The organism is Gracilimonas mengyeensis, assembly GCF_900182705.1.
GTDB classification, from domain to species: Bacteria; Bacteroidota; Rhodothermia; order Balneolales; family Balneolaceae; genus Gracilimonas; species Gracilimonas mengyeensis.
Genome location: NZ_FXTP01000001.1, coordinates 26514 through 51294, shown reverse-complemented (window position 1 = coordinate 51294; position 24781 = coordinate 26514). Strand labels below are relative to the sequence as shown.

The window sequence follows — 24781 nt, the reverse complement described above, 5'->3', positions numbered from 1 at the left end:
CGGTATCCGGGATGACAGGCTCATTACAGCTACGGGAAGATGGAGCTTCGCAACGAGGTCATACTGCTCACTCGGATCGTGTGGTCCGGCGGGGTATTCCCAACTGGGGCGTTGGGAAAGAGGTTGGAAGTTAACCACTACACTTATTCATCAACATTCAAATCAATTTCGATATCCTCGTTAATGATTTTAGTAAGGTTGATGGGAGGAATAATGAAATCGTTAAAATCTGTTTCGTTTGTCTTTTCATGAAGTACCCCTCTGGCAGTGCCCACGGTTAATACAGCCATATGAGAAGCAAAACCTTCCGGTATTATTATTTTATTCTTGTCTGCGTCAATCAATGATTCCCAAGCTTCTTCTTCCATTTCAAAGCCACAGGTTACAGAAATGATTAAAAAAGGTTTTTCATCCTGCTCAAACAGAAATTTAACATTGGTGCCTAAAATGTGTTTTTCTTTATCTAACCCAAAGTCAAAGAAGGTTCCCAATCTTACATTCCCTCCCTCTTCAAAGCTATCCTCTATTATGGCAAACTCATCAGTTTTAATGTCAACCAAGCGAAAACTAAGTGCTAATTCTTTGCTCATGCCGCATTTCTATAATTATAGTCCGAATCTGATGGTTGCTTAAAAACATCTCCAAAATCTACCTGAACAGCAACTCTTTGTCTCTTCTGCTTTCCAAAACTTGTTTTGACCTCTTTTTTATCCACATCCATCTTGGTTTGATATTTAGGTACACCTACCAATTCAACGCCAAGCACCTGCTCCAATTTGGAAATTGTTTCAAGCGTCAGATTTTGTTTCCCTTTTACAATCTTACTGATTTGCTGGGGAGAAACATCTAGAGCTTCCGCCAAATCTTTTTGCTGCATCCCTTTCTCTTCAAGAACATCTAAAATGCGGAGGGCGATATCCTGAGATTTTCGTAACCATTTTCTATTGGCACGACGATATTTTGCATCTTCTTTCCAGCCACTGGTATCATCAATGGCGATTTCTTCTATTTTTTTTCTAATATCTGTCATATCTCAAATCCCTAATTCAAACTTTTCAAATTCTTCTTCATTGATCAAATCTTCATTTCTTAGGTATTGAACAACCTGATCCATTTTTTTGAGTTCAGTTTTAGTATGATCTCTTTCGTTCATGGTTTCTGTGAGCTTAATTGCTCCTCCGGTTATCACATACAAATGTTTATCAATTCGAATAGCATATAATCTAAGCCAGGTTTCTTCATCTAAAGTAGCTTTACTTTCTTGTAAAGCATAACGCTGGTCTTTTTCTTTGTTGTGTAGTGGTTTAAAAAGAGTTTCAAGGATTTCCTCTTCATCACTTATCCCGTTTTCAGCTTTTTCTATTAAAACTTGTTCTAAGTTTTCAATGTCATTTATAGTTTTTCTTACGGCATCATTGATGCTATAAAAAACTTCGTGGAACTCACAATAGGACTTTAAATCTTTTTCATGAGTTTTAAAAAATTCTCTTAGATACTCTGGATCAATCCATAAATCTATATTTCTATATAGTTCATGAATTTCCTCTCCAGTGTACTGTACAGCATACAATACTGGTTCTGGAGCGTCTATTATACGTACAATCTCCATATCAATCAACCTGTGAGTTGATTAGAAAGTTCCTTGCTTCTATCATTAATGTTGTACGTTGAGTCATTTTATGCTCTAATGTTGGTTTCTCGATACTTTTTTTCTCTAATTAAAATTACAACGGGGTTAGAAACGAATTTAAACACTCCTACTTATTAAACTCAGTTACATTCCCTTTGTAAATGTATCCCATTTTGGGAAGTGCTTCTATATGATCAAAATATTCAACGTAAAACCATCGCTTTTCTTCGGAAATGATATTTACAATTTGATTTGGATAAACACGATGGAGAGTGTCGCTATCTGATTTAGGTTTTGCCCGAATGGGAGCTTTTTTCTTAACAATATACAATACTTCTTCCTTGTCACTGATAGCCAAATCTTCAATTAATGGAAAAACCCTTTCTCCTAATTCATTTAAATTTCCCAAAAACTCATTTGAGATTTCTTTTGCATGTTTTATGGCTGATAAATCTTCTTTTATTGCTGATACATCTTCCGCTACTTGTTTATTTGTTTTCCCTTGGTTGATGCTAATTATTAGAGCAATTGTTGGGATTATCGCAATATAAAGTCGCAAAATTAGCCAAAAACCTTGAGCAGATACACTACCTTTTTTAAGAGAAGATATTTTAGCTTCAAAAAATCTAATTAATGATTCTAATCCCTCTGCTTCAGATTCTACTTCTGAAAATTCCGAGTGAATATTTTGTAGAAATTCTTGATTGAAAGAGCTTTCAAACTGATGCAGTGGAATAGATAAGTCCATAATTGAGGAAATTCTTGACTCAAGCCCCAAATTGTTCTTCGCAATTTGTGAAAGCATTCCAGCAGTCATGACTCCTATTTCAGTAAAAATTTTTTGATTTTGAATTACTGCATTAACAATTCTTTCTACTTCGGCTTCTCTTACTTTTATAAATCTATCTAAATTTAAAGTTGCCAATTCGGAAGCTTTCGTTGCAGCTATTATAGATTTAGAAAGAGCGATTTGATTTAACTTTAAATGCTCACTGAAACCAGCTAATACTTTTTCTAAAGAACGAATGCTATGCATGTGATCAAGATTCTTTATCAACTCTTTAGATAATAATAACCTCTCATTTTTTTGCTCTTCTTCTTTGGCCATAGCTCAGTAAATATTAATCTAAAAATTGATTTTATTAAACATATAGATTTAATCTAACCATTAGTTCAGAGTAATTCCTTACAAAAAAATTTATAATGGTTTAGAGATTCCCAATCCATAATTCTTAATTTCCTGCATTCTCCACAATCCTAACTTTCTCTTCAACCCATACACCATCCAGACAATCTCGGAATCCATTTGTACGATTCAGGATTTGAGCTCATTGTTCTGGGCTTTTGTTGATTGAAGTACTCCATTCATTCGGCTTCTTCGGTGAGACCGAGTTCCACCTTTTTCTCATCCACCCCGGAGAGAAATGTATTCAGTACCACATTTTGGAAGAGTGGCATAAACGAAAACCGATTTTTTACTTATTTACTATTACCTTTCCCGAAAACCAACTGACAGATTAACCATCTGCAGGGTACCCACGGTTTCCCAACTCCAATCTAACCATCGATCAGACGGACTTAGAGCCGTCAGATCGAGAAACCGTATAAAACCATTTCGATTTCCATCTGACCGATTGCCGGTTTGAGGGATGGCTAAAAGCTACGTTACCCGAATTCAACCATTGGCTAGACGGGCAAGCCGTCAGACCAAGAACTTTGGTTTAAATTGTTTGAATAACAATGGATTATAGGAAAAGCACAGATAAATTGGAAAAGTAGTTTTTGGCAAGTTTTAGATATATAAAACTTGCCACTATTTCTCCCTATACGCCTCTTATGACTCGGAGCGCCAGAAAAGTAACCCTTTGGTGATTTTGTAAACAGTTATGCCATCGTGGATGTGCTTATTGCCTCATCATCAACCTTGATGGTTCCCGGAAATGGGGCTAGGCGGACAGGATTTTTAGTTTGAGGCAGAGCCTCTATCACAAATTACGCTGCGCAGCACCGTGACGAGGATAAGCCTTGTAAAAAATAGGAAGCATAAAAAAAGCGATGCAATACTCTGCATCGCTTTGAGATTCAGTTAGTTAGAAATTACGCTACTTGCGCTTCTAACTGTTTGGTCAGCTGTGATTTGGGTACAGCACCTACAATTTGATCCACCACTTCGCCGTCTTTGAAGATCAGCAGCGAAGGAATGCTTCGGATACCATATTTAACTGATACTTCCGGATTGTTGTCAACGTTCACTTTTCCGATTTTGGCTTTTCCTTCATACTCTCCGGCCATCTCTTCTACGATGGGCCCGATCATACGGCAAGGACCACACCACTCGGCCCAAAAATCAACCAATACCGGCTGATCGGATTTCAATACTTCGTCATCAAAGTTGCTGTCTGTGAATTCAATTGGTTTAGCCATAATGCTTTTGTTGTATTTATTAGGTTTTCAATAATTCTGAACAAATATCGGCATAATTCATTCAATATTACACATTCTTTTAAATTATTGGGCTGATAAGGCTGAGTGATACCTTAGAAATTCAAAATTTAAGATTAAAGATGTAAGATCAATTTTGAATGGTGAATGATGAATTTTGAATTGCCTACTGATCACTGCAAAACTAATTCCCATGCACTAACCGTACCGATTCTTCGCCTAAAACTTCCCGTAGTCCACGCAGCAGATCATCATTGGGTTCTACTACAAAATTCCGCACATTCATTCGGATGGGGCCGTTGGCTTCTTTACTATGTAGTGTAAAGCGTACGTTTGTGCTTCCTTTGTTCAGGGAGAATAAGGTTTCCATTTGCTTGAGGTCATCCTTATTCAGCTCTGCCGTCTTCAGGTCAATTTTAAGATTCAATTGTTCCTGGAATTTTTCCCGCAGGTTCTCTACCCGCTCAAACGAGTTGGCTATCACTTTGGGCTCGCCGCTTCGCATGTCTACCACACCATCAATATAGAGCACGTTATCGGTTTGCAGCAGTCCCATATACTGATCGTAAGTACTGCTAAAAGCAATCACTTCGGTTGAGTTATTCAGATCCTCAACCTGCAAAAAGGCAAAAGGACGCCCTTTTTTGTCGGTCACTCTTTTCACTCCGGTAACAATGGCAATGAATTTTATATTTGCCCGGTCATTCATGTGAGCAAACTTCTCCTCACTGAGATCCTGTTTTCCAAATAAATTGATCTCTTCTTTAAAACGGGTTAAGGGATGTCCGCTCAGGTAAAAACCAATCAGTTCCCTTTCCTGGTTCAATCGTTCTATTTGAGACCACCGGGCCACTTCCCGTAATTTAGGTTCTTGTGATCCGGGTCCACCGCTGTCCCCACCAAACAGGTTCCCCTGGTTTAAGCGGATCTCTTCCTGCTTGCGAACAGCATAGGATAAAATATCTTCTAAGGAATCATACAGCTGAGCGCGATTATCATTGAGGGTATCAAAAGCTCCGGCAAGTATAAGGCTCTCAAAGGTTTTGCGGTTACAAGTTCTGAGGTCTACCCGGGTAGCAAAATCAAAGATAGAGCTGAAGTCGCCGTTATCTTCCCGCTCTTCCACAATATGCTGGATAGCGGATGAACCCACCCCTTTGATGGCAGACATCCCGTATTGCACCCGGCCTTCTTTAGCGCGGAATTTACCCCGTGCCGTGTTGATGTTTGGCGGATCTACCGGGATACCCATTCGCTGACATTCCTCGATGAAAGAAGCCACTTTTTTGATGTCGCTCATGTTGTGGCTCATCACCGCAGCCATGTACTCCGCCGGATAGTTGGCTTTGAAATACATGGTGTGATAGGCCACTACCGAATAAGCCGCCGAGTGCGATTTATTGAAGCCGTAACCGGCAAACATCGCCATCTTGTCAAATACATCCTTGGCGGTTTGCTTGTCATAGCCTTTTTCAACGGCCTGATTGACAAACTTTTCTTCTTCAGGCGGTAACAGCTCCGGCTTTTTCTTACCCATGATACGGCGAAGTACATCCGCTTCACCCAACGAGTAGCCGCCCATCCTCTGCGCTACTTTCATGATCTGCTCCTGATAGATCATAATACCATAGGTGGGCTCCAGGATGTCGATCAGATCTTCGTGATCATATTCGACTTTTTCTTTACCATGTTTCCGGGCAATATAATCCGGGATAAACTGCATCGGCCCCGGACGGTACAGGGCGTTCATAGCAATCAAATCATTGATGTTGGTAGGCTTGAGGTTTTTGAGGTGCTTGCGCATCCCTTCACTCTCAAACTGAAACGTTCCTAAAGTGCCTCCCTGCTGGTACAACCGGTAGGTTTTTTCATCATCCAGCGGTATGTCATCCAGGTCATATTCCTTACCAAAATTTTCTCTTACATACTCGATGGCCGTCTTAAGGATGGAAAGGGTCTTAAGCCCCAAAAAGTCCATCTTCAGCATACCGGCATCTTCAATCACCCCACCGTCAAACTGGGTGACGTACAAATCAGCATCTTTAGCCGTACTTACCGGGATGTACTCAGTGAGTTTATCCGGGGCAATAATAACGCCGGCCGCATGAATACCGGTGTTTCGGACTGAACCTTCCAAAACATGCGCCATACGCATAGTCTCTGATTCCAGGCCTTCACCATCACGGATATCACGCAGTTCCTTGACTTCAGAAAAAGCATCATCCAAAGAAGTACCGGGCTTTTCGGGAACCAGCTTGGCCAGGCGGTCTGCATCAGAAAGGGGTAAATCGAGCACGCGGGCCACATCACGCACCGAGGAACGTGCCGCCATAGAACCAAAAGTGATAATATGCGCCACCTGGTCAACCCCATATTTATCCACCACATATTCAATAACACGCTGGCGCCCGTCATCATCAAAATCGATATCAATATCGGGCATGCTTACACGTTCGGGATTCAGGAAACGCTCGAACAGCAAATCGTACTTCAACGGGTCGATATTGGTGATCCCTGTACAAAATGCTACCACCGAACCGGCCGCCGATCCACGCCCAGGACCTACATATACGCCCATATCTTTAGCCGCGGCAATAAAATCCTGCACAATCAGGAAGTAGCCGGCAAATCCCATCTCTTTGATGATACCCAGCTCCAGTTCAATACGCTCGGTTACTTCTTCATCAATTTCGTCGTACCGGGGCTTGGCTCCCTCAAAGGTAAGATGGCGGAGGTATTCGTCTTCCGTCTCAAAGCCCTCGGGAAGCTCAAAGCGCGGCAAAAGTACGTCACGCTCCAGTTTGATGGGCTCAATCTTATCTACAATCTCGTCGGTACTCAGGATGGCTTGCGGCATATCCGCAAACAACTCTTTCATTTGATCCTGAGTTTTGAAGTAAAACTCGTCATTTGGGAAGCCGTACCGGTATCCCCTGCCCCTGCCTTTGGGGGTACTCATCAGCTCGCCATCATCAATACAAATCAGCGCATCGTGGGCCTTGGCGTCCTCTTCATCCAGGTAGAATACATTGTTGGTGGCTACCAGTTTTACGCCATATTTTTCGGCAAAAGAATGGAATACCTCGTTTACCCGCTTCTCTTCTTCCAGTCCGTGGTTCAGCACTTCCAGGTAAAAATCGTCCCCAAAAGTATCCATCCACCACTTCAATTCCTCTTCGGCGAACTCTTGTCCTTTATTGAGGATCAAATCGGCCAGCCATCCACGAACGCCGCCGCTCAGGCAGATAATGTCTTCGGCATGTTCGGCAATCGCCGCTTTATCAATACGGGGATATTTATAGTAATATCCTTCCGTAAAACCGATAGAACTTAATTTGGAGAGATTTTTATACCCGTTTTGGTTTTTCGCAAACATCGGGATTTGATAACGGCGGTCTTTGTTATCACGGGTAAATTTCTTCTGCAGACGATCTTCCACCACATAAAATTCGCAGCCTACAATCGGTTTGATATCTGCGGCATGGGCGGCCCGCACAAAAGAAAAAGCCCCGTACATATTGCCTAAATCGGCCAAGCCTACCGCACTCATCCCTTCTTCTTTGGCCTTTGCAACCAGGTCTTTGATGCCTGCTGTGGCCTGTAACACCGAAAATTTGGAGTGATTGTGAAGGTGGGTAAAAGTAGCCTCTTTTAACTGCTTGCTACCAGTTGTCCCGTCTGCGCTGCCATTTTTTTTTTGAGCCTCTAGTTGTTCCTCCGTCTGTTTGGTTTTAAAACGGGAAGGGGAAACCAGATCAATGTATTCATCTTTTTTGATGTAGCTTTGGGCAGACTCGTATAATCTTGCATCCATCGGGAAGTTGATGGTGGTAGCCCCGATGCGAACCATCTCCAGGAAACAGCGTGCTGTAGCTTCAACATCAGCTGCAGCATCGTGGGCATCTTCAAAGCCTTCATCAAACAAGGCATGATGTAATTCACCCAGTGATGGCCATTTGTAGTTACCACCGCGACCGCCTTCAATCTTGGCTACATCCGTACCGTCAATTTTGGTATCAATTTTGGGCTTATCAATGATGGCCGAAGGAATCTTTTTGCGAAGATATTCCGCCCCCATGATCTTTTCATCAAAACTGACATTGTGCCCAATCAGGAAAAATGCCTTGTCGATGTCTTTGGAAAACTCTTTGAGCACAAACTCCAGCTCCACCCCTTCTTCATGGGCACGCTCCGTTGAAATACCGTGGATTTTCTCCGAGTTAAACGGGATCGTAAATCCTTCAGGTTTTACAATATAGTTACCGCTATTGATGAGCTTTCCGGTGTGGTCATGAAGCTGCCAGGCCAGTTGCACCAGTCTGGGCCAATTGTCCAGATCAGAAATGGGTGCGGAAAAATCCTGAGGTAAGCCCGTGGTTTCGGTATCAAAAATTAAATACATCTAAAGAGTTTGGTACGCGGTTTTAGATTCGTTTTAGGTGCTGGATGTCTGATGCGCTTCTCACATTCAAAGATAATATTTTGCTAAGGCATTCGGAATCAAATGTGTACGAAAAAGATTCCACGATATTTAAAGTCTGCAATTAGCCTAAATAATATACTGTTCTGTCAGCCTCATAACAGTATTAGTTTTCCACACTTTGTAAACACTTGAACCATCGTATTTTGTTTACATGAATTCTGATAATCATGCCGGAGTTCATTATACTCTTTTAAACAGCAACAAGAGATTTCTATGATGACATTAATTAATCACCGCTTATTCATTGGTTTATTATTCCCTCTGGTACTACTCTTCACCTCCCCGTTAATAGCACAAAGTTCGGAATCCGACAAACAACAGTATGATGCCTGGAATGGCGACTCGAAGTTATTCCTCACTAAGAATAATAACGTAAAAGGCTCTCAATATTTCTCTGATGATTGGGTAGACGGTAAAGTAATCCTGGACAATAAGTCTATCACCAAAAAGCTAAAGCTGAACTATAACATCTATGAACAGAAAGTGGTGTTTAAAGAAGGGGATGAATTAAGAGCCTATGATCCTGATAAAATAAAGGGCTTCATCATTCTTGATGACAACGGTAATGTGGAAACCCAGTTTGCAAATGGTTTTTATGATGAAAATCTAAATATAGGTCCTTCTGATCTGATGCGCGTTGTGTATAGCGGTGATACAAAACTACTGGCCAAACACGAGGTCTTTTTTGATCAAAACAGCTCACGGGATCCTTTCTCCAACGCAAAATACAGCGAGTACAAAGAAAGCGTAACGTACTATCTTCTCACAGAGCACATTGGTTTGACGAAGACCAGGTTAAAACGAAACCCTTTTATTGAAACCCTGGGCACGCACGAAAAGGATTTAAAAGAATATGCCAAGGCTGCCAGACTTAAGATTAAAAACGAGCGTGAGGCCCGTACGCTGCTTTATTATTATGATTCTATCAATAAGTAAGAACTGATCGATTTAAATATTAATAGCTCAGACATTTAATGATCCACCCCTCATTCAAAAATCCTGAAAAATCGGTAAAGCTTAGCTGTTCATACAGAATGAACAGAAACTCATTTTATGATTTTTTGGGTTAATCCTTGGTGAAATCAGAAAAGTAGACTTGTATGCCGGTATAGGAAATTACATAAGTATATAAACCCGGATCTAATGTTTCGTAATCTTCATAAAAATAGGATTCGAAATCAAAATTCCAGTAGTTTTCTTCCTGTCCGTTAACATTGAAAGTATATCCTCGGGGCACATTAAAGCCAATGTCTGTTTCTACGTAGTTTGTTGCTGCACCACTGGCAAGATTACCAAAGTCCACCTCTTTTCTCTCCACATTATTGCGGCTTTCAGGAGAATCCGGATCTTCAGGACGTTCCTGATCCAAGGTTAGAAATACGCTTTCAAAATCAAAGGAGGTATTATTCATGATTCTCACCTTGACTGATCCATCTTCGCTGGTTCCATCATGGGTCATAGATTCCAGTTCAAATAAATAATTATCCTGAAAACTAATTGTATAGTCTCCGGATAACAGCGTATCAAAATCAGAAACCTGCATTCTGTTGATTTCTTCATCACCATTTACATCAAAAATCAGCTCAATGTCTCTGGTTTCTTCATCCGCAGGATAGTATTCACTGTAAGCTTTACTTGCCACATTTGAAACCTCATAGGTAAGCGTGTCGCTGTTTTCAAAAAATGAATCGAATGTTTCCGAAGAGACCAGGTTTAAAGTGATATTGTTTAAATCTTCTGACGAGTCATTATGAATGCGAACATTCACTTTACTTTCATCGGTTGAGGTGGTACATCCGGTGATGGTTATATGAATAAACACAAAGATGATAAATAAAATATATTTCCTCATAATACCGACCCTATTGAATTAATTTAGAATTTTGGATACCAACTATAGCCTAATCAATTTAGGACAAGTTTCAAAAAATACATTAGGGTTTTATTTACAGAGGAATCAACCAATCGAAGGTTATTAACCTGTCTGATAAAACTTTCAATGCCCTGTTTGCTTACGCTGTCTTTTTGTAAAGTAGATTTTTTAGTATCTGACTTCGAAAGAATTGAGTGTTTCTTCCTGCTCAGTCGGTGCTTCATCGCTTTCAACAACAGAATTTACAGAACTCGTCCTGGGACCTTTCTTCACTTTTTGCATCATTTCCCGAACTTGATCCTGTTCACCCTCAAAAACTGCTTCCACTCTGCCATCCGACAAATTCTTCACCCATCCGTTGATATTTAGATTTCGCGCATTCACTTTCGTAAAGTGACGGAAGCCTACACCCTGTACACGTCCACTTATGAAAATATGCTTTCTCAATGGTCTACCTTTTTGTTATTAAAGTTCTATTTTACAGCTACGCAATTATAAAAAATTATTCTTCCTAAAATAGTTCAAATCGTTTTTTGAAATGACTCTTACGCAGCTCTCTTACATCGTTGCCGTCGACAAACACCGACATTTTGCCACGGCTGCCAAAAAAATATACATCACACAGCCTACCCTCAGTATGCAAATTCAGAAACTTGAGGATGAATTAGGCGTGCTCATTTTTGACCGGTCCAAAAGCCCCGTAGTACCCACAGCTATCGGTGAAGAAATCATCACACAGGCAAAGCAAATTTTAAGCGGAGCCAAACACATCGAAGATATGGTTTCGGTGCAGGGAGAAACCCTTAAGGGCAGTTTTCGCATTGGGATTATCCCCACCATCGCTCCTTACCTGGTGCCTTTGTTCCTGAAGCCATTTGTGGATAAACACCCTGAGGTAGAACTCGTTTTTGAAGAAGCTCTTACAGAGGAAGTACTCAAAGGACTTAACGAAGATTATTTTGACGTTGGAATTATTGCTACCCCTACCGAACAACATATCTTTGAGCATGAGCTGTTTTTAGAGCCTTTTTTAGCTTACATGAACCCCAATCACGAACTTACTAAGAAAGACAAAATTGCAATTGAAGATATGTATGAAGAGGATTTATGGTTGCTGAATGAGGGGCACTGTTTCCGCGATCAAACCATGAAGATCTGCAAGAAGAATAACGAGAAGCGAAATAAAACCCCTATTACTTTTGAAAGCGGAAACCTTGAAACTCTGAAGCGATTGGTGGAGCAGGATTTTGGCGTCACGCTAATGCCCTACCTGGCTATGAACGATCATGATACGCGATGTGCTAATGGCGTAGTTAAAAAGTTCAGTGATCCGGTTCCTTCTCGCAAAATACGACTGGTGTACAGCCGTGAATTCCTCAAGAAAAATTTGATTGATTCTTTTGCAGATGTAATTAAAAACTCAATTCCTGAAGAGCTGGAATCTGAAGAAGAAAAAATGGTGATCGAGTAGGGATCACTGATTTATTTGATTGCGCTGATTTTTAGGATTCAACCAAGCTCTTGTACTGATTCTATTACCACGAAATGTTTATGATATGTAGGGCTCCTGCTCAAAGAACTGTTCTACAACCTATAACTAACGACTAGTGCAAGCGTCTCGCTTGTACCAGCAGATCTAATAAACTGATCTAGTTTGTTTAGGAAATCAAGTGTGAGACCCCGAGTTACGATTGCTGACTGGTTTAGAATCGAAAAGTGGGCTATTAAGTAAGGCGTTATTTGCCGTTATAATGGCAATAAGTTCTCCAATACTTCTCCATTTTTTAAACGATATACCTGGAAATCAGAATCTAGTGAAATGATGTGGGTAAGTGTGCGCTCATTTGCGGCCACAAGCAGCGATGCATCGGCAAAGTCAGCGGGTAAATCATCATATTTATCCATGATGCTGCGAATATTAAATAGCTGCCACTGATCCAGGTTATGGACATCAATACCTCCCTCGCCTACCCAATCAATAAAATCAAGTTGAGCTTGTTTATGGAAATCCAGCATATGGGAAACCTCAGTGAGCACCGGCCAGGTGGATATCAACCGTCCTTCAAAATCCCGCATAAACTCATACACTTTCCGGTGATATTGATCATCGCGGTCAAATAAAGCTATAATCGGGCCCGCATCAATGAGAGTGCTTGTCACGGAGCTTTTCTTTTAGTCGTGATTTGTAGGTTGTTGAGCGATTGGTATCTCCGCTACCGTACTTCCCAAAGTAGCGCTCGCCCAACTCAAAGGGTTTATTGTATTTTTTCTCTTTTGCCATATACTCCACCAATGCTTCTTTAACGATATTGGACCGGGAGGTTTTCTTTTGATCTGCGATAGCCTCCAGGTCTTTTTCCATTTCATCTGAGAGACGTATTGAACGCATAGCTGCAGTTGTTATTAAACTTCATTTCAATGTAATACATTGTGTATAACATTTCAAGAATCCACAAAAAAAGCCCTTCAGATCATTCTCTGAAGGGCTCTACAAATCGCTAAAATAATTTAGATCATTACGGAGCTAAAGAAGCAGCAGCGTCATATCCGCCAAAGCCACTCAGAATTTCCATCAACCCTGTGGAGGGCAATACGGGCTCTATACCGTAGTAAAGGGTAAGCAGGGCAAGTACTACAATGGTACCTTTGTACATCAGGGTTGGAGAAAACAAAGTAATAGGCTGATGCTCTTCGCGGAAATACAAATAGACCATCACACGCAGATAATAATACACACTGGCTGCACTCGCTAAGACACCGACCACTGCCAGCCAAACCAGCTCAGCATTAATGGCCGCAGCAAATACGTAGTATTTACCTACAAAACCTACCAGTGGCGGAATACCTGCCAAAGAGAATAAGAATACTGAAAGCGAAACACCCATCAGGGGTTCTTTAAAACCAAGACCAGCCAGGTTTTGTACCTGATTGAAATCAAGTCCTTTATTACGTTCGTAATAAGCAATCACTCCAAAAGCACCAATATTCATGATGGTGTATGCAAACAAGTAGTAAAGTACGGCATTATATCCTTCAAATGTTCCGGTAGACAAGCCAACTAAAGCATAACCGGCATGGGCCACACTTGAGTAGGCCAGCATGCGTTTGACATTATCCTGAACCAATGCGATGATGTTACCAAATACCATAGTAAGCACTGCAATCACGCTCAACACCAGCTGCCAATTTAATCCTTCCATAACAGGAAGTGCGCGGGATAGCACCAAAATAAAGGCTACAAAGGTCCCAGCTTTAGATGCTGTGGCCATATAAGCCGTCAGAGAGGTTGGCGTGCCCTGATACACATCTGGCGTCCACATGTGGAAAGGAACGGCGGATACCTTAAATAAGAAACCAACCATCAACAGGGCAGCTCCGGCAAGGAATAACAAACCGGTACTTGCTGCAGCTCCTATCTCGGGAATACTGGTAGTACCGGTAGCTCCGTAAATGAGGGCCATCCCATACAAAAGAAATCCCGTAGAGAAAGCTCCTAATAAAAAGTATTTAAGTGCTGATTCTGCTCCGGCTTTTTCGTCTTTGATCAAACCTGCCATCACATATAAACAAATAGACATGGTCTCAAGACCTACAAAAAGAGTAATCAGGTTATTGGAGCCTGCCAAGGCTAACATCCCCGAAGTAGCAAACAACAAGAGGGCATAAATCTCGCCATAATAGTGGCCAATGCCCTTCAGGTAATCCTCGCTGATGAAGACACAAAATAAAGCTCCGGCTAAGATAACCATATTACCAAAGGCAACAGGTCCGCCGTGAACGAGCATACCGGAAAAGGCTGTCTCCAGTTCTCCTCCCAGCGAATACACGCTCACGATAAGAGCAGCCGCAAGCGACACTATGGTTACGTAAAAATTAAGAGGACTCTCTTTCTTGAGAGATTCTATCACAATAACCACTAAACCTGCTACGGCAGTGATTACTCCGGGTAAAAAAGCTTGTATGTCGCCTAAATAATCCATTAGCTAATTTTATAAAACGCTTTCTATTGCTTTGGCCAGATCCACATCTTTCTGTGTTACTTTGTCGTCTGCATCATGTGTATTAAGGCTGATCTTTACCGTGTTGTACACATTAAACAGTTGTGGATGATGGACCTGTTTTTCAGCTTCCAAGCCAACGCGGACGATAAATCCAAGGGCTTCACTGAAATCATTAAAACTATATTCTTTGGTGATTGTATCGTCGCCGAATTCCCATCCTTCCAGAGAACTCAACGCTTGTTGAATATCGTTTTCGGAAAGTGGTGGTTGTGCCATTGTACTATTTGGTTGATGCTAATTGCGATTCTGATTCGTCTACATCATACAATTTCGTAGTCCAGTTTGGCAAATCTTCATTGCGAGCCTGTTCCAGCACGGCCATACTCTTCTCTTCAGAAGCTTCAATCAATTCAGTAACCTGAACTTCAGAATACTTGGTAAAGTCTACAGGACGGATACCAATCCAAAACATGAAAACAACGAGTGGAATCAGTAATCCGATTTCACGACCGTTCAGATCTACTAATTTCTTATTCTCTTCATTGGTTAACGGACCAAACATCACACGCTGGAACATCCACAACATGTAAACTGCTGCCAGAATTACACCGGATGCAGCGAGGATAGCAAAAATCTTGTTGTTATACAGCTCAGAAAAGAAGGAACCATTCAGGATCAAAAACTCTCCCACAAATCCATTTAAGCCGGGCAGGCCAATAGAGGCAAAAGTGGCTATCATAAACATCACCGTAAACACGGGAATTTGTTTGGCAATACCACCGAAGTCTTTAATCATACGGGTGTGGCGACGATCGTAAATCATCCCAACAATAAGGAAGAGTGCGCCTGTGGAAAGTCCGTGGTTAATCATTTGGATGATGGCACCCTGTACGGCTACCGTGTTCAGAGCAAAAATACCGAGTACCACAAAACCAAGGTGACTCACTGAAGAATAAGCAACCAGTTTTTTCACATCCTTTTGGACCATAGCAACGAGTGCACCATAGATGATACCAATTACAGCCAATGCCGCCATCCAGGGCGCAAATTCCATGAAGGCATTTGGAAAGATCGGCAAGCAAACGCGGATCAAACCGTATGTACCCATTTTCAACATGATAGCCGCCAGTACCACAGAACCTGCCGTTGGAGCCTCGGTATGCGCATAAGGCAACCAGGTGTGGAATGGAAACAAGGGCACTTTGATACAGAAGGCCAGTGCAAAAGCCAGGAATAAATAGGTTTGTTCTACCAGACCAATCGTATACACATCACTGGAAAGGAAGCGCCAGTCGGTAGTAAAGCTGGTTCCTGCCCCCATGGCAGCGCCAGCGTCGTAGCCGAGGTAAATCAACCCAACCAACATAATGAGCGACCCAACCAGGGTATAAATGAAAAACTTTATAGTAGCCTGAATGCGTCCTGCTCCTCCCCAAATTCCAATCAGGAAATACATAGGTATCAAAGAAAGCTCGAAGAACACGTAGAAAACCATAAGATCGAGCGATGAAAATACGCCCAAAGAAGCCGTTTGCAGCAATAGCAACATGCTCCAGTATCCGGTGAGATGCTTGGTCACGGAATTCCAGGAAGAAAGAATCACCAATGGGCCCATAAAAGTGGTGAGCATAAAAAGCAATAGACTCAGTCCATCCAGGCCAACCAGATATTTTATATCCAGGTTTTCAATTAACCTTCCCCCTTCGGTTACAAATTGTGCGGTACCTGAATTAGCAACATCAAAGCCAAACATCAGCGGCAGAGATGCTACAAAGGTAATGGTGGTCACCAGTAAGGCAATCCACTTTTGCGTGGTTTCATTCTTGGATAAAATGATCAGCGGAATGCCAACCAGCGGTAAATAAATAACGATATTTAAAAGAGTTTCCATCAAGAATTCTGGGGAATTACATTACCATTAAGTAGAGAATGAGAATCACGCCTAAAACAAAAGCCAGCGCATAGCTTGAAACAACTCCGGTTTGCACATAACGGAAGAGGCTGCCAAACAAGCGAACCGTTCCGGCGGTAGCATTTACGATACCGTCCACTATCTTCATGTCGAACACGGCAAGTACTTTATCAGAGAAGCGAACCATCGGACGAGCGATTAAGCCTTCATACACTTCGTCGAAGTTGTATTTGTCTTTCCAGGTTTGATACAAGCCTCCAAACATAGAAGCCAGTTTAGCGTCCGATTCAACTTGCTGATTGTTGTTATACATTTTGAAAGCGGTAAATACACCGGCTATTGCAATAATAATAGAAGTTGACATCAGCGCCCATTCGATACCGTGGGAAAGGGTTAGTTCGTAATCGGCGGTGATATTGTATAACCAGTTATGCAATAAATTGATATGGGCTTCTTCGTGGGTAAAGGTTTCCACAATGAAGTTTGGAACCCCAAGGAAACCACCAACGGTAGCCAAACCGGCCAGCGACCAAAGTGGAATGGTCATAGTAGCAGGACTTTCATGTAAATACTTTTCTGCACCTACAGCTTCTTTAAAACGTTTTCCAAGCTTGAATTCGCCATGGAAGGTAGTAAGCGTGAGGCGGAACATATAAAAGGCTGTCAGGAAGGCGGTGATAATACCAACTACCCACAATGCCATATACATATACTGCCCAAATTCACCGGCACCGGCATTGGCTGTCATAGCTAAAACTTCATCTTTGGAGAAGAAACCGGCCAGCGGAGGAATACCCGCAATAGCAATCGTAGCAATCAAAAATGTTTTATAAGTGGAAGGCATATACTTTCGCAACCCACCCATATTTCGCATGTCCTGTGGATCAAAATGAACATCTTTACCATCATGCTCCAGTTCGTGCTCAACGTGATGCATAGCGTGTATTACTGAACCGGAACCGAGGAACAGGCATGCTTTAAAGAAGGCATGCGTCATCACATGAAACATCGCGGCCGTAAAACCACCGGCACCCAGTGCAAGGAACATATATCCTAACTGAGAAACCGTTGAGTAGGCCAGCACACTCTTGATATCGTTTTGTGTGATGGCAATGGTAGCTGCAACAATGGCCGTTAAAGCACCAATTACGGCAACAATTAGCATAACCTCCGGTGAAAGCACATACATAGGTGACATTCGTGAAATCAGGTAGATTCCGGAGGTTACCATCGTAGCCGCGTGAATCAGGGCGGAAACAGGAGTTGGGCCAGCCATGGCATCGGGCAACCAAACAAATAAAGGAATCTGGGCTGATTTACCCGTAGCCCCGATAAACATCAATAAACCAATAATGAAGGTGTAATCACTGGAAAAAGCATCCAGGTTACCAAGAATCACATCAAAATTAAGACTACCTACCGTTTGGAACACCATAAACATGGCGATCAGGAAAGCAAAGTCACCAATACGGTTGTAGATAAAAGCTTTTTTAGCGGCATCCGATTTGGCCATATCTGTATACCAGAAACCAATCAACAGGTACGAACAAACACCTACCCCCTCCCATCCAAGGAATAAAAGCAAGAGATTGTTACCCAACACCAGGTTGAGCATCGCAAAAATAAAGAGGTTCAGATACGCAAAAAACTTCCAATATCCTTCATCATCGGCCATATAGCCCATGGAATACAAATGAATCAAGAAACCAACACCCGTTACTACCAGCGCCATCATAATAGAGAGCTGATCAACCCGGTAGGCAATATCCACACTAAAGGTGCCCACATCCATCCAGGTAAACAGCTTGTATACCACGGCTTCAGAGCCGGCATTCATATTCAGGAAGAAGTAAACCGCAATCAGAAAAGGAATGAATACCGCTGTGTTGGCAATGATGCCAATCAGGTTTTTCTTGGTACGATAATTTTCTACAAAAAGCCCGGTTATCCCGTTAATCAGAAAACCCAGCAATGGAAGAGCAATAATGAGTGTAAACAACGCCGCAGCGGATTCCATCTATTAGTCTTTATTTATTTGCGATATAGAAGAGGAACCACAGCTTGCGGTTCCAAAATGGATGGCAAAGATACAAAAAACTTCAGCAAGGTAAAGAGCGTTTTGGGTGATTTTTAAGGAATTTAGATTCATTAAATATTCAACGGCTTGATTAAAATGGGCGCTTATCTTCAAAGGACTTAAACTTTATAAAACAAAAACATTAACTACTTCTACCGCATAAGCTTTATAATCCGTTCTGCAGCCCGATTCCAGTTCGCCTCCTCCACGACACGCTGCCTTCCCTGCTGTCCTAATTTCTCAGCCAAATCAGGATTATTTAGTAAATGATTAACAGCGGCCGCCAACTCTTTTGGGTTTTCCTGTTCTACCATAAGTCCGGTCTCCTCATGAATGATCGCACTGGGTATTCCGCCCGAATACGAACCGATGACCGGTTTGCCACAAGCGTTGGCTTCTAAAAACACCAAACCAAAACCTTCTACATCAGGGAGTTCGGTTTTAGATGGCATTACAAACACATCACAACTGTTGTAATACCCGTTTAGCTTTGTGTGAGGAATTTTTCCGGTAAAATGCACATGGTCATGCAGGTTTAGCTCATCTACCAGTTGTTCCAGCTGCGGCCTTTGTTCTCCCTCTCCTACTATCATATAAAGAAGTTCGGGATGATCCTCAACTATTATAGGCATGGCTTTTAAGACCGTATCAATTCCTTTCCGGGAAACCAGTCGGGTGATAGTTAGCAGGATTTTCCGGTTTTCAATGCCCAGTTCTTTTTTAAGATCATCAGATTTCAATGGATAAAACTCTTCGGGGTCTGTCCCATTTGTTACCACCTGTATTTGTTCTGATAGTATTCCCTCATTCTGAAGCAACCCGGCAGTAAATTCGCTCACCGGAAAGAAGTAATCCGCTTTGGATAACATTTTCTGTCGATATTTTGCATACCCTCCCCCAAAAACACTTCCTTTTACAGGATTAAAAAGCAATTCCCGGGCATGAGCGGCTACATAGATGTGGTTAATCAACCCGGTCTTTTTCATCATCAAAGAAACAGGTAAGGTATTCCATTGGGTATGGAAAATTCGGTCGATACTGTGGTGATAGATATAAAGTGGAATTTCGGGAATGCCCGCCCAGCCCAGCCACGGTTCTGGTGTCTTAATTCTTTTTACAGGAAACGGAAGTTTTTCATCGACTTCCGCTGCACCAGGTACATCCGGAGCAATCACACAAAAAAAGTCGCATTTTTTATTAAAACGTTTGGCCAATTCCAGCGCATAGGTCTGAATGCCTCCTATCTTTGGGGTAAAATCCTGAGTAATAAGAGCTAAGCGCATATTAAGTTAGCTGTTTTCAAAAAAATTAAAGAATTAGTAGTTAAACAGTAGCTTGAAATAACCCTATATTTGTTGCTTCAATGAATCAACCCGCAACACGCTTGAAGGTACGACTTCGATATTACAGAAAAAGGCTTTCTTCCTTTTTCAAGACGAAAACCGGTAAACGTATTCTTAAATGGGGACAGTACCTGTTTAACACGGCGATCCTGGTGTGGCTGGTGTATGAACTCACCGACATTGGATGGCTCAAGGTTTGGAATTCGTTGCCCCTTAACCCGGTTTTCTACCTCCTTTTTCTTTTTCTGTATTTCCAACTGCCTTTCTTTGAGATCTTTATCTATCGCATTACCTGGACTTTTGACTGGCTGAAATCTATCCCGGTTTTCTTACTTAAGAAAATATACAACAAAGACCTCTTGGGATATTCAGGAGAAGTATATTTTTATGTGTGGGCTCGCAACAACCTGAATCTCACCGACTCTGAAGTCCTCAAGACCATTAAGGATAATAACATTATATCCTCGGTTGCTTCTACCCTGGTGGCCATTGGTTTGCTTTCTGCTTTTCTTTTTACGGATCAAATCAAAATTGTAGAATGGTTTGCCCGTCAAGACCAAGCATATTTTTGGGGTGGGGCGATCTTCCTGGTGGTCTTAGTGATCCTTTTTGTTCATTTCCGTCACCAGGTGATTTCTATGCCCATGAAATCGGCCTTCAGCATCTTTGGCATACAAACTTTCCGGTTGATTCTGGGACAAGCCGTTAATGTGCTGATGTATTATGTAGTGATGCCCGAAACGCCTTTATATGTTTGGTTCACTTTGTTATCTGTAGAGATCGTACTAACCCGCATTCCTTTTATCCCCAACCAGGATTTGATTTATGTGGGAATGAGTATTGGTATAGCCGAAGGATTAGCGGTGTCAACCAGCGATATTGCAGCATTAATGTTAACCAAGGGCGTGCTGAATAAGGCTTTCAACTTTTTGGCATTCGGGCTTAGCGCCTGGATTAAGGAAAGCTCCTTTGTACCGGATGTTTCTGAGCTGGCTGCCAGTGAAGAAACAGAGTCTCAAAAATGATTGGCCATCCTTTCTGTTACTACTATACTTAACTTATCTAAAATCACACCATACAATGTATTAATTAATCAGAGCATACTATTTTCAATGCAGCACAAATCGTTAAATCATTGTTGCAGACCTAATTTCAATACGTCAAAATGGAATAGGAATTTGCCTGAACTCACTGTAGTGTTTTAAACATTCATATTGCTCTTACTAAATGCAAAAAATGTAATGCATATAATTTTAACCGTAGATTATTCCCCCTGGTCGGCTTATAGTGGAGGAGCTCAAAGAGTTACGCACAATTTAGGGGTTGCAATGTCCAAACGGGGACATAAAGTAACGGTCATTTATTCCAAGCCACCTTGGGAAACTATTTCTGTCCCTGATGATGTGCCTTATCAAATTCACTGGGCTCATTTAATAGCTGCTAAAAGTAAAAGAGCTGTTTTTTTAAGGCCCTTAACTGCATTAAGTGTTAATAGAATCCTCAAAAAAATCATTAACCCAAATGAAGACACCGTCGTACACGGCAATGGAGAAGAAACCGGACTCGTTCACAAAATTCGCGACCATCATAGCTTTGCTTTTATTTGTACTCCACACCACCCTCACTATCCTGAGGTATTCTTTAAACACAAAAAACTTCCTTTTACTACCAAAGTATTTACGGCTTTGAAAAATGGTAAGTATCTGATGCAAGCCTCTGCAGCTTTTCATGCAGATTTCTGTACCCCACCAAGCCAATGGGCGGCTGAAATGATTGGAAAGGCCTTCAATATTCCTAGAGAAAGGCTGCAACCCGTACACAATGGTGTGCCTGATGAATTTCTAAATTATCACAGAAAACCGGAAGCTCAGCAGGGGCCTATCGTATTTTTTGGGCGACTTACAAAAACCAAAGGCGTAGATACATTAATTGAGGCTTTAAGCTTACTTGATCCTCAAGAAATTCCCGAAACCTGGATTATTGGTCGCGGAGAGATGAAGCAAGAACTCCAGGAGGAAGTTGAAAAACTAAAACTCTCAAAGAAGGTCATATTCAAATCATGGATGGATCACCATGAGCTTGGTCAGGTACTTTCAAAATCAAAATTATGTGTACTTCCCTCTCGCGAAGAAAATTTCAGCCTTGCTGTACTGAGCTCTATGTGTGTGGGAACCCCAACTGTAAGCACAAAAGTTGGAGGCACTCCTGAAATCATCCAAAACCAAAAAAATGGCTGTTTAGTAGAAGCTGATAATCCCACAGCTCTGGCAGACTCCATTCAATACTTATTAGAACACCCTGACCAGAGACAAGCCATGGGAAGAGCCGGAGCAACCCACATTCGGCAAAATTTTACATGGGACCACGCCTGTGCCCATTTTGAAGAGTTGTACGCACTTGCCTTGGAAAATGAACGCGTCAAAAATGATAAGTAGCGCCCAATAAAAGCCCTAAATTCTGGTTTAAATCTCCATTGTCATACGCCAAGGATGTAATAAAATGGATGTTCGATAGCCGGGGAAATGAGTATTCTGTTTCAACCAAAAAATTCCACTGCTCTAAAGCCGGATAGAATAAATATTGGGTCTTGTCGTACTCGGGGTTCTTACTATTAAATTGACCGTACCCCCCATTTATTCCATGATAATTACCGTAGTGCCTCACATATGTAACCAAGGCACGATATTTAAAACGAGGACTTATATAGCCTTCCAAGCCCATATGATGTCCTACTATTCGGTTACTTTCAATTGCGGTGTTATACACCTTGGCATCCGGAAAATAGCTTTTCAATTGAGCTACACTCAAGAAAAGAGGAGTACCTAAAGTTCTGTTCTGATTTGTCCAGCCGTCTTCATAGATATAATTGTTATAGTAATTATCCCGACCACCATATGGATATCCGCAATTCTCTTCTTCACAATACGGAAAATTAGCTACCGGATCAGACAATCCCGGGCCCGTTTGTGCTTTGGTGTAAATAAACTCCCACAAAAACCCTGACAGTATATTCTGTTTTTTGGATTCAACATTGATCCCGTATAATCCATCCTCTTCCCTGCTAAACCTCAACTGAGATTTATCTTCAAAAGGGTGCTGATAATAGAGATTTAAGGTTATGTTTTTTAACTCTATTTCCATGCCGAAATCCCAAATTCCCAGATGATTGCCCAACGCGTTAACCTGTTCACCATCCGGTGCATCACTTCCTCCCCCACTCCCAAAAAACACAGAGGTAAAATCCTCAAATCCAGATGGCAGCTCCTCCCCATCTGGCATAGTACCTCCCCATTGCGCAAAATGTACCATTCCGGCATAGCCCTGTACCGGCCAATAATCAAAGCCGCCCTGTAGGTAAAAGGTCTTTTCGTGGAGGTAAGCTCCTTTAGTACTTCGGTCATTGCCTAACCAGCCATGAGCCAGGTTTCCTTTGAACTGAATAAAACTATACGTTAAAGGAACGGGGGTAAATTTAGGTATAGAGAGATTAATCCTTGGAATGGTACGACTGTTATTACTAATCCCCATTGATCCAGAAGAGAGTTTACTTGGGGGTTCACCAACCGTGTAATATTTCCAACCTGCATCCAATTGAAAGATAGAAGCTTTCAGTGAACCATATAACTGATGAAAATAGAGATCTGAATTCACCTCTGCAGCTCTTGCCGCAACATCAATGCCATAAGCATATTCGAATATATTGTAAGATTGAAATGAAGAATGGGCCTGCATTCTAAATACCGCATTCCCCTGGCTAAACTCTTCAATAAATCCTTGCCTGTTTGCCGCAAGCCAAAAGGGTTGATACTCCTTTTTTGATACCGAAGTGTACAGACCTGCACTTATACTGTCAGGGCTATGCCATTGTGCCAAAGATGGTATAGGTAAAAGTCCCAATACACACAGGAACAAAACAACAGTGTGGACTTTATTACTAATCAATCGGATGCGATTTGAGTGATTGGTCGTGTAATTATGCTTCGGTTGCAGAGCTGTCAGCTTCCTGGATCCGGTTCTCGTAGTGTGAGGTATCTAAACCAGATTCCAGCCGGTTCCAGATCTTATCAGAAAAATCAAGAAATGCCTTTTTCTCGTGATACCAACCAAAATGGAGGCAAAATGGCGTCACCATCATATAATCTCCATTACCAGGATAAAGAGTAAAGACACCAATCAGTAGTTTTTTCAAAAAATCACTTTTTAAGCCTCTAAGCGAATACACAAACCGGTGTGAATAATACTTACAGTTTACATATTCGAACTCTTTATCGTGATCGGTGAGCATTTCAATATAATCCAACTGAGGACTGTTGAGCCCTTGAAACCATGGATATACAGGGATATTTAACTTAGACATGGCCATAGCCAAACTCCATTCACAGGATTCTTCTGTACGGCCTTTTTCTTTTTTTCGGCTTTGAAAATGGGTTTCTGATTTACGCTTAAGCATCTCCTTTGCCAATTCGCAGGTTTTCTTGGTAAGGGCGTAATCAGAACTGTACATAATGCCGGTTTGTGCCCTGCTCAGGTAGGATAACCCGAAACGCTTTAGTGTGCGGGTTCGCCTACGCAATAATATGTCTTTCACCACACCAATACTTTTGGGCGCACCAAAAAAGTTATCAGAAACCAGTGTACCTGTTACAGTAAAATCAAAAGGCCTAAAAGCTTCCCAAAGTGGATCCGGGTTCTTGCACCAAATGATATCGCTGTCGAGAAATAAGTTGTTCTCAAAAAACAGGTAGTTATAAAAATTGTGTTTGAAACCCACAATGGAAGCGTGTTCTTCCGGCAAGTCAAAAACAAGATCAAAGAAATCACTAAGGTTATGCTTCTTTATAAGCTGCTGGTGTTTCTTGGTACAAACGATAGCTACCGGACGCTCTGTATCATACCTGCGCAATGTGGTAACCGAAGCTACGGCATGCTGAAGGTATTTCGGGTGTCCATAGCTGACGTAAATGTACCCTTCATTCCCTAATTTTTTATTTTTAACCGGAGTTAGCACGTCTTTTTATTT

Annotated in this window: 21 protein-coding genes; 4 read left to right on the top strand and 17 right to left on the bottom strand. The window is 41.7% G+C overall.

What is annotated here, in order from left to right; translation table 11 throughout:
- Window positions 1–143: 143 nt before the first annotated feature.
- From FN815_RS00245 to dnaE, 6 genes are all read right to left on the bottom strand, one after another.
- Window positions 144–590, bottom strand: a complete 447-nt coding sequence (locus tag FN815_RS00245) for a hypothetical protein (protein ID WP_142452588.1) — start codon at window positions 588–590, stop codon at window positions 144–146.
- Complete coding sequence (locus tag FN815_RS00240) at window positions 587–1030, bottom strand: helix-turn-helix transcriptional regulator (RefSeq protein WP_142452587.1); 444 nt, start codon at window positions 1028–1030, stop codon at window positions 587–589. The genes FN815_RS00245 and FN815_RS00240 overlap by 4 nt, the downstream gene beginning before the upstream one ends.
- Before the next feature lie 3 nt (window positions 1031–1033).
- On the bottom strand, window positions 1034–1609 hold the full coding sequence (locus tag FN815_RS00235; RefSeq protein ID WP_142452586.1) for a hypothetical protein: 576 nt from the start codon (window positions 1607–1609) through the stop codon (window positions 1034–1036).
- 148 nt (window positions 1610–1757) lie between these two features.
- Window positions 1758–2738: an SH3 domain-containing protein gene (locus FN815_RS00230; RefSeq protein WP_142452585.1), complete on the bottom strand. Its 981-nt coding sequence runs from the start codon at window positions 2736–2738 to the stop codon at window positions 1758–1760.
- A 989-nt stretch (window positions 2739–3727) separates the two neighbouring features.
- Window positions 3728–4054 carry a thioredoxin gene (trxA, locus tag FN815_RS00225; protein WP_142452584.1) on the bottom strand — a complete coding sequence of 109 codons (327 nt, stop codon included), beginning with the start codon at window positions 4052–4054 and terminating at the stop codon, window positions 3728–3730.
- A 202-nt stretch (window positions 4055–4256) separates the two neighbouring features.
- Window positions 4257–8474: a DNA polymerase III subunit alpha gene (gene dnaE / locus FN815_RS00220; protein WP_142452583.1), complete on the bottom strand. Its 4218-nt coding sequence runs from the start codon at window positions 8472–8474 to the stop codon at window positions 4257–4259.
- 294 nt (window positions 8475–8768) lie between these two features.
- Here dnaE and FN815_RS00215 point away from each other — a divergent pair, with 294 nt between their 5' ends.
- On the top strand, window positions 8769–9491 hold the full coding sequence (locus tag FN815_RS00215) for a hypothetical protein (RefSeq protein WP_142452582.1): 723 nt from the start codon (window positions 8769–8771) through the stop codon (window positions 9489–9491).
- 130 nt (window positions 9492–9621) lie between these two features.
- Here FN815_RS00215 and FN815_RS00210 read toward each other — a convergent pair whose 3' ends face one another.
- Window positions 9622–10407: a hypothetical protein gene (locus tag FN815_RS00210; RefSeq protein WP_142452581.1), complete on the bottom strand. Its 786-nt coding sequence runs from the start codon at window positions 10405–10407 to the stop codon at window positions 9622–9624.
- Between the two features lie 189 nt (window positions 10408–10596).
- Window positions 10597–10875 (bottom strand): acylphosphatase, encoded by a 279-nt coding sequence (locus tag FN815_RS00205; protein ID WP_142452580.1) that lies wholly within the window; start codon window positions 10873–10875, stop codon window positions 10597–10599.
- A gap of 91 nt (window positions 10876–10966) precedes the next feature.
- Between FN815_RS00205 and FN815_RS00200 the strand changes: the two genes are divergently transcribed.
- Window positions 10967–11899: a hydrogen peroxide-inducible genes activator gene (locus FN815_RS00200; RefSeq protein WP_142452579.1), complete on the top strand. Its 933-nt coding sequence runs from the start codon at window positions 10967–10969 to the stop codon at window positions 11897–11899.
- 275 nt (window positions 11900–12174) lie between these two features.
- Here FN815_RS00200 and FN815_RS00195 read toward each other — a convergent pair whose 3' ends face one another.
- From FN815_RS00195 to FN815_RS00165, 7 genes are all read right to left on the bottom strand, one after another.
- Entirely contained in the window at window positions 12175–12588 is a 414-nt protein-coding gene (locus FN815_RS00195) for a type II toxin-antitoxin system VapC family toxin (protein ID WP_142452578.1), read from the bottom strand.
- Window positions 12569–12817: a CopG family ribbon-helix-helix protein gene (locus tag FN815_RS00190; protein ID WP_142452577.1), complete on the bottom strand. Its 249-nt coding sequence runs from the start codon at window positions 12815–12817 to the stop codon at window positions 12569–12571. The genes FN815_RS00195 and FN815_RS00190 overlap by 20 nt, the downstream gene beginning before the upstream one ends.
- A gap of 127 nt (window positions 12818–12944) precedes the next feature.
- Window positions 12945–14408, bottom strand: coding sequence for an NADH-quinone oxidoreductase subunit N (locus FN815_RS00185; protein ID WP_142452576.1), 1464 nt, complete (start codon window positions 14406–14408; stop codon window positions 12945–12947).
- 9 nt (window positions 14409–14417) lie between these two features.
- Window positions 14418–14705: a 4a-hydroxytetrahydrobiopterin dehydratase gene (locus tag FN815_RS00180; protein ID WP_142452575.1), complete on the bottom strand. Its 288-nt coding sequence runs from the start codon at window positions 14703–14705 to the stop codon at window positions 14418–14420.
- Window positions 14706–14709: 4 nt separating this feature from the next.
- On the bottom strand, window positions 14710–16320 hold the full coding sequence (locus FN815_RS00175) for a complex I subunit 4 family protein (protein WP_142452574.1): 1611 nt from the start codon (window positions 16318–16320) through the stop codon (window positions 14710–14712).
- 16 nt (window positions 16321–16336) lie between these two features.
- Entirely contained in the window at window positions 16337–18358 is a 2022-nt protein-coding gene (nuoL, locus tag FN815_RS00170) for an NADH-quinone oxidoreductase subunit L (RefSeq protein WP_142452573.1), read from the bottom strand.
- Window positions 18359–18570: 212 nt separating this feature from the next.
- Window positions 18571–19701: a glycosyltransferase family 4 protein gene (locus tag FN815_RS00165; protein ID WP_142452572.1), complete on the bottom strand. Its 1131-nt coding sequence runs from the start codon at window positions 19699–19701 to the stop codon at window positions 18571–18573.
- 101 nt (window positions 19702–19802) lie between these two features.
- Between FN815_RS00165 and FN815_RS00160 the strand changes: the two genes are divergently transcribed.
- Both FN815_RS00160 and FN815_RS00155 read left to right on the top strand, forming a co-directional pair.
- Entirely contained in the window at window positions 19803–20786 is a 984-nt protein-coding gene (locus FN815_RS00160; protein WP_142452571.1) for a hypothetical protein, read from the top strand.
- Between the two features lie 216 nt (window positions 20787–21002).
- Window positions 21003–22196, top strand: a complete 1194-nt coding sequence (locus tag FN815_RS00155) for a glycosyltransferase family 4 protein (RefSeq protein ID WP_142452570.1) — start codon at window positions 21003–21005, stop codon at window positions 22194–22196.
- Here FN815_RS00155 and FN815_RS00150 read toward each other — a convergent pair.
- On the bottom strand, window positions 22180–23634 hold the full coding sequence (locus FN815_RS00150) for a capsule assembly Wzi family protein (RefSeq protein ID WP_142452569.1): 1455 nt from the start codon (window positions 23632–23634) through the stop codon (window positions 22180–22182). The two genes, FN815_RS00155 and FN815_RS00150, sit on opposite strands and share 17 nt — an antisense overlap.
- Before the next feature lie 100 nt (window positions 23635–23734).
- Window positions 23735–24769 (bottom strand): hypothetical protein, encoded by a 1035-nt coding sequence (locus FN815_RS00145; RefSeq protein ID WP_142452568.1) that lies wholly within the window; start codon window positions 24767–24769, stop codon window positions 23735–23737.
- Between the last annotated feature and the right edge of the window lie 12 nt (window positions 24770–24781).

Coding starts and splice junctions, on each gene's coding strand:
- FN815_RS00245 (WP_142452588.1), bottom strand. CDS start 590: ATGAGCAAAGAATTAGCACTTAGTTTTCGCTTGGTTGACATTAAAACT.
- FN815_RS00240 (WP_142452587.1), bottom strand. CDS start 1,030: ATGACAGATATTAGAAAAAAAATAGAAGAAATCGCCATTGATGATACC.
- FN815_RS00235 (WP_142452586.1), bottom strand. CDS start 1,609: ATGGAGATTGTACGTATAATAGACGCTCCAGAACCAGTATTGTATGCT.
- FN815_RS00230 (WP_142452585.1), bottom strand. CDS start 2,738: ATGGCCAAAGAAGAAGAGCAAAAAAATGAGAGGTTATTATTATCTAAA.
- trxA (WP_142452584.1), bottom strand. CDS start 4,054: ATGGCTAAACCAATTGAATTCACAGACAGCAACTTTGATGACGAAGTA.
- dnaE (WP_142452583.1), bottom strand. CDS start 8,474: ATGTATTTAATTTTTGATACCGAAACCACGGGCTTACCTCAGGATTTT.
- FN815_RS00215 (WP_142452582.1), top strand. CDS start 8,769: ATGATGACATTAATTAATCACCGCTTATTCATTGGTTTATTATTCCCT.
- FN815_RS00210 (WP_142452581.1), bottom strand. CDS start 10,407: ATGAGGAAATATATTTTATTTATCATCTTTGTGTTTATTCATATAACC.
- FN815_RS00200 (WP_142452579.1), top strand. CDS start 10,967: ATGACTCTTACGCAGCTCTCTTACATCGTTGCCGTCGACAAACACCGA.
- FN815_RS00190 (WP_142452577.1), bottom strand. CDS start 12,817: ATGCGTTCAATACGTCTCTCAGATGAAATGGAAAAAGACCTGGAGGCT.
- FN815_RS00185 (WP_142452576.1), bottom strand. CDS start 14,408: ATGGATTATTTAGGCGACATACAAGCTTTTTTACCCGGAGTAATCACT.
- FN815_RS00180 (WP_142452575.1), bottom strand. CDS start 14,705: ATGGCACAACCACCACTTTCCGAAAACGATATTCAACAAGCGTTGAGT.
- FN815_RS00175 (WP_142452574.1), bottom strand. CDS start 16,320: ATGGAAACTCTTTTAAATATCGTTATTTATTTACCGCTGGTTGGCATT.
- nuoL (WP_142452573.1), bottom strand. CDS start 18,358: ATGGAATCCGCTGCGGCGTTGTTTACACTCATTATTGCTCTTCCATTG.
- FN815_RS00165 (WP_142452572.1), bottom strand. CDS start 19,701: ATGCGCTTAGCTCTTATTACTCAGGATTTTACCCCAAAGATAGGAGGC.
- FN815_RS00155 (WP_142452570.1), top strand. CDS start 21,003: ATGCATATAATTTTAACCGTAGATTATTCCCCCTGGTCGGCTTATAGT.